13 protein-coding genes are annotated in these 14,452 nt (G+C 36.5%); 7 read left to right on the plus strand and 6 right to left on the minus strand.

The window, feature by feature from the left end; all coding sequences use genetic code 11:
• Nucleotides 1-143: 143 nt before the first annotated feature.
• From msrA (GQ45_RS12350) to dnaE, 6 genes are all read right to left on the minus strand, one after another.
• Entirely contained in the window at nt 144-635 is a 492-nt protein-coding gene (gene msrA, locus GQ45_RS12350; protein WP_047418442.1) for a peptide-methionine (S)-S-oxide reductase MsrA, read from the minus strand.
• A gap of 48 nt (nt 636-683) precedes the next feature.
• Complete coding sequence (gene msrA / locus GQ45_RS12355; protein ID WP_047418445.1) at nt 684-1,217, minus strand: peptide-methionine (S)-S-oxide reductase MsrA; 534 nt, start codon at nt 1,215-1,217, stop codon at nt 684-686.
• 68 nt (nt 1,218-1,285) lie between these two features.
• Nucleotides 1,286-1,735 carry a peptide-methionine (R)-S-oxide reductase MsrB gene (msrB, locus tag GQ45_RS12360; RefSeq protein ID WP_047418448.1) on the minus strand — a complete coding sequence of 150 codons (450 nt, stop codon included), beginning with the start codon at nt 1,733-1,735 and terminating at the stop codon, nt 1,286-1,288.
• Between the two features lie 129 nt (nt 1,736-1,864).
• A complete protein-coding gene (gene trxA, locus GQ45_RS12365) occupies nt 1,865-2,182 on the minus strand; it encodes a thioredoxin (protein ID WP_047418451.1) in 318 nt (105 codons plus the stop codon).
• Nucleotides 2,183-2,414: 232 nt separating this feature from the next.
• Nucleotides 2,415-3,173, minus strand: a complete 759-nt coding sequence (locus tag GQ45_RS12370; RefSeq protein WP_047418454.1) for a carbonic anhydrase family protein — start codon at nt 3,171-3,173, stop codon at nt 2,415-2,417.
• Between the two features lie 454 nt (nt 3,174-3,627).
• Nucleotides 3,628-8,061 (minus strand): DNA polymerase III subunit alpha, encoded by a 4,434-nt coding sequence (gene dnaE, locus GQ45_RS12375; protein ID WP_047418457.1) that lies wholly within the window; start codon nt 8,059-8,061, stop codon nt 3,628-3,630.
• Between the two features lie 228 nt (nt 8,062-8,289).
• Between dnaE and GQ45_RS12380 the strand changes: the two genes are divergently transcribed.
• The 7 genes from GQ45_RS12380 (at nt 8,290) to GQ45_RS12410 (ending at nt 14,452) form a co-directional block, all read left to right on the plus strand.
• Nucleotides 8,290-9,096 (plus strand): LytTR family DNA-binding domain-containing protein, encoded by an 807-nt coding sequence (locus tag GQ45_RS12380; protein WP_047418460.1) that lies wholly within the window; start codon nt 8,290-8,292, stop codon nt 9,094-9,096.
• A gap of 133 nt (nt 9,097-9,229) precedes the next feature.
• Complete coding sequence (locus tag GQ45_RS12385; protein WP_047418463.1) at nt 9,230-10,471, plus strand: S41 family peptidase; 1,242 nt, start codon at nt 9,230-9,232, stop codon at nt 10,469-10,471.
• Nucleotides 10,472-10,631: 160 nt separating this feature from the next.
• Nucleotides 10,632-11,258 (plus strand): 30S ribosomal protein S16, encoded by a 627-nt coding sequence (locus GQ45_RS12390; protein ID WP_047418466.1) that lies wholly within the window; start codon nt 10,632-10,634, stop codon nt 11,256-11,258.
• A 15-nt stretch (nt 11,259-11,273) separates the two neighbouring features.
• Entirely contained in the window at nt 11,274-11,804 is a 531-nt protein-coding gene (gene rimM / locus GQ45_RS12395; RefSeq protein ID WP_047418468.1) for a ribosome maturation factor RimM, read from the plus strand.
• A gap of 99 nt (nt 11,805-11,903) precedes the next feature.
• Nucleotides 11,904-12,584 (plus strand): tRNA1(Val) (adenine(37)-N6)-methyltransferase, encoded by a 681-nt coding sequence (locus tag GQ45_RS12400; RefSeq protein WP_231555198.1) that lies wholly within the window; start codon nt 11,904-11,906, stop codon nt 12,582-12,584.
• A 57-nt stretch (nt 12,585-12,641) separates the two neighbouring features.
• Nucleotides 12,642-13,820: an acyl-CoA dehydrogenase family protein gene (locus tag GQ45_RS12405; protein WP_047418471.1), complete on the plus strand. Its 1,179-nt coding sequence runs from the start codon at nt 12,642-12,644 to the stop codon at nt 13,818-13,820.
• 95 nt (nt 13,821-13,915) lie between these two features.
• Nucleotides 13,916-14,452 (plus strand): YSC84-related protein, encoded by a 537-nt coding sequence (locus GQ45_RS12410; protein WP_047418475.1) that lies wholly within the window; start codon nt 13,916-13,918, stop codon nt 14,450-14,452.

The following is a 14,452-nucleotide window of genomic DNA, read 5'->3' on the forward strand; positions in this document are numbered from 1 at the left end:
CTATGGAATTTTACGAGACTATTCTTTGTGTTTAACTTACAACTAGTAGGGCTACAAGAATCAAGAATAAAGATCTAGTTTCTTGTAGCCCAACGGTCCTAATTTCGAAGCCTCGATGGCTTTACCGTTAGGAAGTTCACATGCTATAGAAAGGTATCAAATCTTTCAAAATGGCAGGTGTAGCCATTTGGTTTTTTAACTAAATAGTCTTGGTGTTCTGGCTCTGCAGGCCAAAACCTAGTCCAAGGTTCTAAAGTAGTGACTATTTTGCCTTCCCATCGGTTGGTGCTATCAACAATATTTATAATTTCTTTGGCTATGGATTTCTCCTCTTCATTTTGAAAAAATATCGCTGACCTATAGCTAGAGCCTAAGTCATTACCCTGTTGATCAATGGTTGTTGGGTTATGAATGCGGTAGAAGTAGTCTAATATTTCTCTAAAATTTGTTTCTTTTGGGTTGTAGGTGAGTTCTATACCTTCTGCATGGCCTGGATGATTAGGATAGGTAGGATGCTCGTTTAGACCACCAATGTAGCCCACCTCTGTATCGACAATTCCAGGTCGCACTCTAAATAAATCTTCCATTCCCCAGAAACATCCGCCTGCTATGTACGCTTTTTTATAATTTTCCATTTTTAAATACTGTGTATTAATAAGTTTAAATATAATTTTTTTAGACCGCTATTTTAATTGGTCTGTATATAATTTTTGTATTTTTTTTAATTGAGGTTCAATGATTGATGTGCAATAAGCGTCGTTTTTATTTTCTTCATAATAATTTTGATGATAATCTTCCGCTGGAAAAAATCTTTCAAATCTGCGTACAAGGGTTAAAATTGGTATGCTGAACCTAGGGGATAGCTCAGCAATAACGGCATTAGCACTTAATTCTTGAGATTCATCGTCATAAAATATTACGGAGGTGTACTGGCTGCCATAGCCAAAACCTTGCGCTTGAGAAGTATTTGGGTTGTGACTGCTAAAGAAAACGAATAGCAAAGATTCAAAACTGATTATTTCAGGATCAAATGTTAGCGCTATAATTTCCTTATGACCTGTTTTTCCAGAGCTTACCTCTCTGTACGTCGGTGTACCGGGAACACTACCTCCTGAATATCCAGAAACTACCTTTTCTACTCCTTTTAAGTTCCTAAAAATAGCCTCAAGACACCAAAAACAACCACCACCCAAATATGCTTTTCTATGCCGTTCCATTTTTTTACACGTACACTGTGGTTTTTAAGAGCTAAACACTAGAATATCTTTGAATCTAAACATTTTAGTTATTCGTTTGTTTGTAAGGTCATTGATTCAGAATTTATGCAATAGCGTAAGCCACTGGGTTCCGGTCCATCCGGGAAAATATGGCCTAGATGTGCATCACAAGTATTGCATAACACTTCAACCCTAAGCATCCCGAATGAGCTGTCTTTATGATATTTTATAGCATTTTCTTTAATAGGTTGGGTAAAACTTGGCCAACCAGTGCCGGATTCGAATTTTATGCCAGAATCAAATAGCGGCGTATCACAGCAAACACAATTGTATTTTCCAGCATCATGAGCACTACAAAGCGCTCCCGAATGTGGTGCTTCTGTACCTTTTTTTCTGGTAATTTTAAACTGCTCAGGAGTTAAACTATTTTTCCACTCTGTTTCTGTTTTTTCTACTCTCTTATCAGGTTCAGGACTGCCGTTTACTGAAAAACTAATTATATCTTTCCAAGTGATCATATTTTCTTTTTTTCAATTAAAATTTTCTTTTTTTAGGTGGATACCTTTGCAATTGTTAAAAAATAATCTAAAAACTAAAAAAGGTCTGACTTGCGCCAAACCTTTTTTAGAATTAAAATATTTTAAGGTTTACATCGCGGCATCTATAGCATCGGTATACACCTTTTTTGGAGAAACACCGACTTGTCGGCTTACAATCTCTCCATTTTTAAATACCAAAACGGTAGGGATATTACGAACACCATATTTTGCAGCGAATTCTTGATTCGCATCAACATCTACTTTGCCAACAACGGCTTTACCTTCATATTCATTACTAACTTCATCAATAATTGGTCCTACCATTCGGCAAGGTCCACACCACGCTGCCCAAAAATCTACAACTACTGGTTTATCACTTTTTAAGACAACTTCGTCAAAAGTTGCATCTGTTATTTCTAATGCCATTTTGTTTCTTTTTATTGATTATGCAAATTTAGTCAATTATTTTACTTTTTCCTTACTATGATTACATTCGTTTTGACTATTGTAGTATCAACTAAACTTATGTTTATATGATTCTATTTAGGTTGTTAAGTAGGAAGTGCTATAATGTGATAGCCTTATAGGGAATTAGAACTCCACTGTGTTTTAAATTAGAAAACTCTGATCTTCATTTAAAACAAACAGGACTTAAAACTTATAAAAATTCAACCTTACCGGTTTCCATATGATAAACTGCTCCCAAAATTTTAATTTGACCAGCATCTTCCATAGCTTTCATTGTAGGTGATTTAAGCCTAATGTCAGCGACTGTCTTATAGACATTTTCTGTGATAACCTTATTTACATAGGGCTTGTTTTTTGAACTGACGTCAACGCCATTTTCTGCTACCACAACAGGTTTAATCTCATCTAAAAGTTTTTGTAATGATGCCATACCCATAGCCCCTGCATCTGTACCATCAACTGCATTGTAAACTGCACCGCAAGAGGTATGGCCCATAACTATAATAACTTTAGATCCAGCCACTGCTGTTGCAAATTCCATAGAACCTAGGATATCATCATTTTCAATATTTCCAGCTACGCGAGCTACAAAAATGTCCCCAATACCTAAGTCAAAAACGTCTTCAACAGGCACTCTACTGTCTACACAAGAAAGTACTAATGCTTTAGGGTATTGACCAATAGTGGCAAGTCTGCGTTGTTCTGAGTGATCTCTGGTCGTTAAATTATTAGCCACAAAGTTTTCATTTCCTTTTTTTAATCTTCCTATAATTTCATCGGGAGACATACTTGCTTGCTCCTCAGCCGTCATGATACTTTTTATATTATTTTGGTCTGGATCTGAACTTTGTTCGATACCGTCGGCAGGCTTTTCAGGTGCTACATCTTTACATGATATAGTTGCTAATCCCAATAAGATAGCTGCTAAAAATAGTTGTTGTTTTTTCATCGTTATAATTTTTTTAAATGTTAAAAATTTGACTGATTTAAAATTGAATTGAACTTTTCTTTCCTAAGAAAGTACCTTGTCGAATTCAATGTTCAACAAATTTAATACTATTAGCAAAGCACACACAATAGATTGTGATACTTTTAACAATTAGTAGTAATACTACTAATGTTGCGATCATTTAAAATATACTCCTGAGGTTCATTGAAAATGTTATTCTTTAAAAGCTACACTGATGACTTTAAGTGCCTTAGGTTTTTTTAAAAAGCTTATTCTTGGTGTTTATCACTGAAAAAGCGTCCGTTTTTATGCCCAACGGACAAAAAACAGACGCTTTAGAAAATACAATTATATGGTTTTATTAAATAGCCTTAGCTTTATTTGTTCGAGTACATCAGAGTAGCAGGCGTGATAAATAGAGCGGTATGGTCAGTATTGAATGAAACAAACGGCTCTAATTTAGTTTATAGAGTACTTCTTGTTCTTCCAAGCTTTGCAATAGTTCACTTGAAATTTGAACCTTTTGTTTGCGACTTATCAGATCAACCTTTATTTCTTCTTGCATTTCATACACCACAAAATTTAAAGAATGTTCTCCCTTATGCAGTCGAATGGTGTCTTTTAGATTGTGGATTAGGGCTTCATCTAAGCTGTCGATATTAAGTTTAATGGTTAACTTTTTTGCATAGGTTTCCATCACTTCTTGCAACAGCATAAAACTATTGAATTGCATTCTTGGATCCCCTTTTTTTCCTGTTTCACGATTCACCCATCCTTCGCGCACAAATATTTTTACATATGCGAAAGAGTTGATCATTAAAAAATGACGAAATTTTAAATATTCTTCTCCAAAAATTCGAAATTCAAAAGTATCTGTATAATCTTCCATCGTAAAAGAAGCCCATCCTTTTCCGTTTTTAGAAATTCGATGTTGAACATCGGTAATAACGCCGGCAAATGATACCTCTCGATTTAAAATACTTTCCAGATTGTTTAGGTGTGATAAGCCTGCATTACAAAAGGCTTTAATTTCTGAATTAAAATCATCCAAAGGATGTCCCGAAATATAAACACCCACAACTTCTTTTTCTCGACGCAATTTTTCCATAGTTCCCCATTCTTCACAAGGGGGCACTATTGGTTCTGGAATTTGTACATCACTAGCATCACCAAAAAGACTCACTTGGCTAGAATTTTCATTTTCTTGAAATTTTGCTCCGTATTTTATGGCTTTTTCTAAAAAGGTAATGTTATCGCCTTCGTCGTGAAAAAATTGAGCTCTATGCGTATTTCCTAAGGAATCAAAACCACCGGCAACCGCTAAATTCTCAAATGCTTTTTTATTAGCAGCGCGTAAATCAATACGTTTTGAAACATCAAATACAGATTTAAAAGGCCCGTCTTTTTTGCGGTTTTCAACAATAGTTTCAACGGCTCCATGCCCTACACCTTTTACAGCGCCCATGCCAAAACGGACAGCTCCACGATCGTTTACAGAAAACTTGTAATACGATTCATTGACATCAGGTCCCAATACTTCAAGTCCCATTCGCTTGCATTCTTCCATAAAAAAGGTCACCTGTTTAATGTCATTCATATTGTTGCTCAGCACGGCAGCCATATATTCAGCAGGGTAGTGCGCTTTGCAATAAGCAGTTTGGTAGGCAATCCAAGCATAGCAGGTAGAGTGCGATTTATTAAAAGCATAGGCCGCAAAGGCCTCCCAATCTTTCCAAATTTTCTCAAGTTTATCTTCTGCATGGCCTTTAGCCGAAGCTTGCGCGATAAATTGAGGTTTCATTTTATCTAAGACATACTTTTGTTTTTTACCCATGGCCTTACGCAATACATCAGCTTCACCTTTTGTAAAATCGGCTAATTTTTGCGACAGCAACATCACTTGCTCTTGGTACACCGTAATCCCGTAGGTTTCGGCTAAATACTCCTCCATGGCATCCAAGTCATACTCAATTTCTTCATCCCCATGTTTACGGGCAATAAAGCTTGGGATATATTCCATGGGCCCCGGTCGGTATAAGGCGTTCATGGCGATAAGATCAGCAAAAACAGTGGGTTTTAGAGCCCTCATGTGTTTCTGCATGCCAGGAGATTCATATTGAAATATACCTACTGTTTCGCCACGTTGAAATAATTCGTAGGTTTTTTCATCATCCAAAGGAAAAGTTTCTGGATCCAGTTCGATCCCGTGTTTTGCCTTGACAATTTTTACGGTGTCTTTAATTAGGGTTAAAGTTTTTAAGCCTAAAAAATCCATTTTGAGTAAACCAGCCTCTTCCACGACCGAGTTATCAAACTGGGTACAATACATATCCGAATCTTTCGCCAAGGCAACAGGAACAAACTTGGTGATGTCGTCTGGAGTAATAATTACGCCACAGGCATGAATACCGGTATTACGAACCGATCCTTCTAAAATATAAGCCTGATTAAGGGTTTCTGCCTCTAAACCATCGCCTTCAGAAATTGAAAGCAACTGATAGATATTTTCCATATCATCCGCCCTAAACTTCTTTTTTAATTGCTCCACATCAATATGCATAATCTTATTCAGCTTAGACATCGTGGGAATTAATTTGGCGATACGGTCTGCATCTCCCAAAGGTAAATCAAGGGCACGGGCTGTATCGCGAATAGACGATTTTGCTGCCATGGTGCCGTACGTTATAATCTGTGCTACTTGGTTTGCACCGTATTTTTTGATCACATAATCCATGACCCGACCACGCCCTTCGTCATCAAAATCGATATCAATATCGGGCATCGATACACGGTCAGGATTTAAGAAACGCTCAAAAAGTAAGTCGTACTTAATAGGATCTAAATTGGTAATCCATAAACAATAAGCTACCGCAGAACCTGCGGCAGAGCCACGACCAGGACCTACAGAAACATCCATAGCGCGTGCTGCTCTGATGAAGTCTTCCACAATTAAAAAGTAGCCAGGATAGCCTGTTTTTTCAATTACTTTAAGTTCAAAATCTAGTCGTTCATCAATCTCAGGGCTAAGCTCACCATACCTAATTTTTGCTCCTTTATAAGTAATATGACGCAGAAATTTATTTTCACCGCGTTTTCCTCCATCTAATTTATCTTCTGGAACCTGAAATTCTTCTGGAATGTCAAAAGCAGGCAACAGTACGTCACGTGCAAGGGTAAATGTCTCAACCTTGTCGATAATTTCTTGAATATTGGTAATGGCCTCTGGAACATCTTTGAAGAGGGCTTTCATCTCGTCTGCAGACTTGAAATAATATTCTTGATTGGGTAAGCCGTAGCGGTAACCACGACCTCTACCTATGGGGGTCGCTTGCTTTTCACCATCCTTTACACATAATAAAATATCGTGTGCATGAGCGTTTTGTTTTTCTACGTAGTAGGTGTTGTTGGTGGCAATTAACTTCACCTGATGCTTCTCTGCAAACTGAAGTAATACTTGGTTTACGCGATCTTCATCTTCTTGACCATGACGCATGATTTCTATATATAAATCATCACCAAAAGTATCTTTCCACCAAAGCAAAGCCTCTTCGGCTTGGTTTTCACCAACATTTAAAATTTTACCAGGTACTTCACCATAGAGGTTTCCTGTCAGTACTATAATATCTTCTTTATATTTTTCAATAACCTTTTTGTCGATTCTAGGAACATAATATTTGCCATCTATAAAGGCAATGGAAGACATTTTTGCTAAGTTATGATAGCCCTTTTTGTTTTTAGCTAAGAGTACTACTTGGTAGCCATTATCTTTTTGGGATTTATTCGTGTGGTCTTCACAAACCTGAAACTCACACCCCACAATAGGTGTAATTTCTTGTTCGGGGATAAATTCATGCAAAGGCTCTTCGCCTTCTTCTAGTCGCCCTTCTTTTGTAGCTTCGTGACGAATTTGGTTTTCATCATTCCGTGTTTTTACTGCTTTGTTATGATTGATGACACCATTTACAAAATGAAAAGCACCCATCATATTTGCATGATCTGTAATAGCCACAGCAGGCATTTTTGCTTTTGCGGTAGCCTTTATCAAATCCAGAACGCTAATCGTAGATTGTAAAATGGAAAATTGGGTATGGTTGTGTAAATGTGCAAAATTTGCAGTTTCTAAAGTCTTTACATTTTCTTTAATTTCTGCTTTAGAAATACCACCAGTAGCTGATTCCCAAAGAGCATCTGCAATTTTTTTTGACGCTTCTTTTAGGTTGATGTGTTTTAATCCTATTAACTGAATTTCTTTGGGGTTTGCCTCAGAAAAATTCTTAAAATAATCAGGCTGAACATCTAATTGCTCCAGCGTGTATTGTTGCTTTCTCACTAACTCTAAAAAACAACGTGTAGTCGCTTCCACATCGGCTGTAGCATTATGCGCTTCGCCAAAAGGTTCTCCGAATAAGTACTCGTGTAGTTCTGTTAAGGTAGGCAACTTAAATTTTCCACCACGACCTCCTGGAAGCTGGCAAAGCGATGCGGTATGTTCGGTACAGGTATCTAAAATAGGTAGTTCTTGCAATGGATTTTCAACACTTAGGCGATGAAACTCAGCACCCATTATATTTAAATCAAAACCAACATTTTGACCAACAATAAATTTCGTTTTAGCCATAGCGGCATTAAACTTTTCTAAAACTTCGGCAATCGGTACTCCCTCTTTTTCTGCTAAAGCCGTAGAAATCCCGTGAATTTGTTCCGCGTCATAAGGAATATTAAAACCTTCAGGTCGTATCAAGTAATCTTGATGCTCCACTAAATTTCCCATAGCATCATGTAACTGCCATGCAATTTGTATGCAGCGAGGCCAATTGTCTACATCGGTAAAAGGCGCGTTCCAGTTTTTGGGTAATCCAGTAGTTTCAGTATCGAAGATTAAGTACATAAAAAAATCCATTTCATTTCCGAGTAGTCGGAAATCTATTTTATTTCATTCTCTTGAAAAAGGGAATCTGTTGTGCTCAAATAAATGCTTTTAAAAGCAAAAATGTCAGCTTATAAAATTAGTAAAAAGGGTTTGGGAGAAAAAATGTTATTACTAGGAGTTATTAACGAAACAAAAAATTGGTTTTAGCACAAAACAATTGTATTTTTTCCATTTAAAACTACTTTTTTGCTTAAGATAAAATATCCATTTGACCCTTCTCTTTTACACCATGTGTATATTGCTTTAGGCCTTGCGCTTTGGATTTTTGTTTTTCTCTATTTTACTGAGCCCTTAAATGTTAGTGAAATTAACACTTTAGAGAAACTAGCGTATTTGCCTTTTTATGGTATTGCAGGGGGTTTTGCGTATCTCTCCATGCTTCCTTTTCAGCAATGGCTTTTTAAGATTGGTCAAAGAAGCTGGACCTTACAAAGGGAGCTCTTTTTTTTACTTTTCTTTATGATGATGGGGCTGGTTTTATCTAGATCCGTTTATGTTTTTATTATAGTTCCCAATGAACCAAATATATATAGTCTAGCTTATTTCATCACAGGTATTTATCTTCCAACGTTAATTGCGGTGATTCCTATTGTATTTATTAGCCGCTGGGCTATTGGTAAATACAAAAATAAAAAGCTGGAAGATAAAAAAATAGTAATTAATGGCGAAGGTACCTACGAGGGCTTGCGTTTACTTCAGGAAAATTTAATCAGTATAAAATCAGACGATAATTATATAGAAGTAACCTATCTAATGAATGAATTGATGAAGAAACAGCTGATTCGAAATAAACTTTCGGTCATTGAGAAAGACTTAGCTTTTCTAGTACGTACGCATAGATCGTACTTAATTAATCCAGTACATTTTCAACGATGGGATTTGAGCAATGGAAAATTGCAAATTGTGTTAGCGGCCCAGGTAAAAATTCCGGTATCCAAAACCTACGCATCACTTGTGAAAACAACGATTAAAGATTTGGGTCTTGCGTTATAACTTTATTTAACCACAAAGTAGCATCATTTCACCCCAAACCTTACTGTATAATGGTTTTCTAGCTTTTTCTAGAATATGTTTGTGGAAACAACAAGGCTGTTTTTGCCAGCTGAAAACCTTAAACCAAATACCTATGAAAACTTTAATTTCTCTTTTTTTTGCGACAATTTTATCAGGAACTACGTATAGTCAAAAAGAAACCTGCGACTGTAAAACAGATTTAGACTTTTTGATCGTGAAGATGAAAGAAATGCCCTCCTACAAGCACCAAATTAAAAAACAAAAAAAAGAGGCTTTTTTCCAGGAGCAATACAACGCTATAGCAACGCAAATGAATGAGCCCTTAGCCGTGTATAAGTGTTATTTATTGCTGAATGAAATGATGGGTACTTTGACGGATATTCATGCCACTGTTTTATCTAACACAATTCCATTATCAAATGAAAACGCTAAAGATAGCGTTACAGTTGCTAAATTTATCGCCAGTTCTGAATTTGCGAATCATCCTAGCGCAATAAATAATTTGACAGAATTAAGAAGCGCTCTCGAGCGTAAACCAAAAGATGCACTTGAGGGTATTTATTATTACGGAGATCATCTTATCGTAGGCATTTACGCCAAAGGTGATGAAAAATATGAAGGTGTAGTCTTAGCGTCTAATGTACCCATTTGGGTACCAGGGCAGGTCTATTTGCATGTAAGAAAGAGTGGTGATAATCAATATGATGTTGCTAGTTATAATTTGACCACTAAAAAAATGTACCATATAAAAAGTATTGCTTTTGAAAATGGAAGGTTGTTTAATTTAGTTAAAGACCGTAAAACTAAAGATTATTCTCTTGTGCCAGAAGAAAACAGCGATTGGGAATATAAAGCGATCAACAAAAATACAGCGTATGTGCATTTTGGTACTTTCGACAGGGGTAGCGCGAATAAAAATATGGCTGATGTTTTTTATGAAGACCATAAAGACAATTTTAATGTTGCAAATATTATTGTTGATCTAAGAAATAATAGAGGGGGAAGTAAAAAATTGTCTGATCCTTTTTATAAATTATTCAAAAAGAGCGGAGCTAAAATTTATATTTTGACCAACCAATTTACGGGAAGCAATGGAGAGCAATTTACGGTTCAGTTAAAAAAAATAAATGGAGCACTGCATTTAGGACAGACTACCTGGGGGATAGTAAGCTACGGATTTAATTATGGACGCAGCTATACTACGCCCTCAAAATTCTTTGATGTGATGCCAACAGATATGGATTTTCACACTAAATTTTTTAAATATGAAGACGTCGGAGTAGTTCCTGATAGAGCCTTAGAAATCAATAGGAGCTGGATAGACCAAACATTAGCCTTTATTGAAGCGAAATAATTGAGAACCAACTGTTTTTATATCTAAGACGTTTTTTTTAAAATATCAATTAATAGCTATTGTAGATTTTCAAAAAAAACTTATATTTGCACCCGCTTAAAGCTAAGCGAAAATTTAGAATTAATAACCAAGGGTCGGGCACCCTACAAATTAATGTGATATGCCAGTAAAAATTAGATTACAAAGACACGGTAAAAAAGGAAAACCTTTCTATTGGGTAGTTGCAGCAGATGCAAGAGCTAAAAGAGATGGTAAATACTTAGAAAAATTAGGAATTTACAATCCTAACACCAATCCCGCAACTATCGAAGTTAATGTTGACCAAGCAGTAACCTGGTTAAACAATGGTGCACAACCAACAGAAACAGCGAAACGTATTTTATCGTATAAAGGCGTGCTTTTAAAGCATCATTTAGCAGGTGGTGTTCGTAAAGGTGCTTTAACTGAAGAGCAAGCAGAAGAAAAATTCAATGCTTGGTTAGAAGAAAAAGGTAAAATAGTGGGTTCTAAAGTTGGTGATTTAGATAAAGCTAAGGCTGATTCTAGAGCCGCTGCTTTAAAAGCAGAAAAAGAAGTAAATGAAAAACGTATTGCCGCTGCAATTCCAGAAGAAGTTGTTGAAACTCCTGAAGCTCCTCAACCAGAAACTGAAAATGCAGATACTACACCAATACCAACAGTAGTTGAAAAGGACGTTCTTGAAGAAACAGATGGTATTGCTGAAGCTCCAAGTGTTAAGGAGGTTATCGCAGATCAAAAAGAAGAGGACACAGATAAAAAAGCATAGCTTTTAAAAAACGATATGCTAAAGAAAGATTGTTTCTACTTAGGTAAAATCGTTTCAAAATATAGCTTTAAGGGCGAAGTGTTGATTAAATTAGACACGGATGAACCCGAAGAATACGAAAATTTGGAATCAGTATTTATTTCTTTAGGAAATAATCTGGTTCCATTTTTTATTAAAAAATCTAGCCTTCATAAATCAACACTACTTCGTGTTCGCTTTGAAGAACTAATAAATGAATCGGATGCGGACCGCGTTATGGGTTCGGAGATTTATTTGCCTTTAACCTTATTGCCAAAACTTACAGGTACTAAATTTTACTTTCATGAAATTATAGGCTTTACCCTTTTAGATAGTGTACACGGCGACATAGGTATCGTTGAGAGTGTAAATGATACTACTTCACAAGCCTTATTTGAAGTTAAAAAAGACGGAAAAGAACTACTTATCCCGATAAACGATCAGATTATTACCAAGGTAGATCGAGAGCTCAAAACCATTCATGTGACTACTCCAGAAGGTTTAGTTGATTTGTATATGAACAATTAAATTTTTTATTTGTCAATCTAGTTTGTCCTCTCCTTATTGGAAATTAATATGAGTATTTTCAAATTCAAACAATTCCAGTTACACCAAGATAAATGTGCTATGAAAATTGGTACTGATGGCGTGCTCTTGGGCGCCTGGGCTATGCTACCTAAAAACACTTTTTCTATTTTAGATATCGGTTCAGGAACAGGAGTTATCGCTTTAATGTTAGCACAGCGAAGTGCTGCTGAGAATATTGAAGCCATTGAGTTAGATGATGATGCTTTTGAACAGTGTACGGATAATTTTGAAAACTCTCCTTGGGCCGATCGACTATTCTGTTTTCACGCTGGGTTTGATGAATTTGTAGATGAATATACCGCTGAAACTCTCGATGAGTCAGACCTGTATAGTGTGGTTGTCTCCAATCCGCCATTTTATTCAGAAGCGGTAAGCAGTGGTAATACCTCTAGAGATGCTGCCCGCCAAAACGCATCCTTACCATTTGATGAATTGCTTTCCGGTGTATCTAAATTGTTGGCTCCTGAAGGTATTTTTTCTACGGTGATTCCTTTCAAAGAAGAAGTTGGTTTTATAGCCTTTGCTGAAAGTCAAATGCTTTTTCCTATAAGAATTACAAGAGTAAAAGGTCATAAAGATTCGGAAACCAAAAGAAGTCTTATCGCTTTTAGTTTTAAAAAAGAAGCTTTAGTTACGGATGAATTAGTGGTAGAAAATGAACGCCATGTATTTACGGATGAGTATATTGCGCTAACTAAAGATTTTTATCTAAAAATGTAACATTTAAGCATTGTGCTGTTATAAATCTTTAATTATCTTTGGTAAAAAGACAAAGCTATGCGTCCAGATTTATTTGAAGCCCCTGATTACTACAATATTGATGACCTTTTATCCGAAGAACATAAACTAGTTCGTGATGCCGCAAGGCAATGGGTAAAACGTGATGTTTCTCCCATTATAGAAGAATATGCCCAAAAAGCAGAATTTCCTAAACAAATCATCGGAGGCCTTGCAGAAATTGGTGCCTTTGGTCCTTATATTCCAGAGGAATACGGCGGAGCCGGATTAGACCAAATAAGCTACGGGTTAATTATGCAAGAAATTGAACGCGGCGATAGTGGAGTTCGTTCTACAGCATCGGTACAATCGTCTTTAGTGATGTATCCTATTTTTGCTTACGGAAATGAAGCACAGCGTAAAAAATACTTACCTAAATTAGCTACTGGAGAATTTATGGGTTGCTTTGGATTAACAGAGCCTAACCACGGTTCTAACCCCAGTGGAATGGAAACCAAATACAAAGATATGGGAGACCATTATCTTTTAAACGGTGCTAAATTATGGATTTCCAATTCTCCTTTTGCCGATATCGCTGTAGTATGGGCAAAAAATGAAGAAGGACGAATCCATGGTTTAATTGTAGAGCGTGGTATGGAAGGGTTTTCTACGCCAGAAACACATAACAAATGGTCCTTAAGAGCCTCCGCAACAGGAGAGCTTATTTTTGATAATGTAAAAGTTCCTAAGGAGAATATTCTCCTCGGAAAAACGGGACTGGGAGCCCCACTTGGTTGTTTAGATTCTGCACGTTACGGTATCGCCTGGGGAGCCATCGGTGCTGCGATGGATTGTTATGATACTGCTTTGCGCTATGCCAAAGAGCGTATTCAGTTTGGAAAACCAATTGCCGCAACGCAATTACAACAAAAAAAATTGGCCGAAATGATTACTGAAATCACGAAGGCACAATTGTTAGCGCTGCGTTTAGGGCAACTTAAAAATGAGGGACGTGCTACTACAGCTCAAATTTCCATGGCGAAACGAAATAATGTAGAAATGGCAATAAAAATAGCTCGTGAAGCACGACAGGTATTAGGGGGTATGGGTATTACGGGAGAATATAGTATTATGCGTCACATGATGAACTTAGAAAGTGTCATAACCTACGAGGGTACGCACGATATTCACTTATTAATTACCGGAGCCGACATTACAGGATTACCAGCTTTTCAATAAAACTATCAAATATATCTTTAACACAAACTTAGTATTCTTGAAAATCAAGAGTACTAAGTTTGTTCGTATATAGACTACACTAAATACATAAAATTATGAAAAGTATAAAACACCTCGGATTTATGATCATTACATTGGCTGTTTTTTCAGTACAAGGCCAAACGGTAAAAGATCAAAAAATAATTGATCATGCTGTCGAGGCTAAAGTGATGCTTTTAAAAGCAGATGAAGGTCTTCAAGCTTTTTTTGATGAATCTGCAGGCTATGTTATTTTTCCTAATGTAGGCAAAGGCGGATTTATTATCGGTGCTGCTTCTGGGAATGGGATTGTTTTTGAAGCTGGAAAAAAAATAGGAATGGCCGACTTAAAGAAATTAAATATAGGTTTTCAAGCAGGAGGGCAAGCTATTATTGAAGTCATATTTTTTGAAACGAACGAAACTTTAAATGATTTTAAAGAAGGAAAATTTTCTTTTGCTGCAGAAGCATCAGCAGTTGCGGTACGTTCAGGATTAGCTTTTAATGCCAAATATAAAGATGGTGTTGCTGTTTTTGCCTTACCCAAAGCGGGATTAATGGCAGATGCCTCTGTTGGAGGGCAAAAGTTTAAATTTCATGCTTTTGAGAAATAG

The sequence above is a fragment of the Cellulophaga sp. Hel_I_12 genome (assembly GCF_000799565.1).
In the GTDB taxonomy this organism is placed as follows: Bacteria; Bacteroidota; Bacteroidia; order Flavobacteriales; family Flavobacteriaceae; genus Cellulophaga.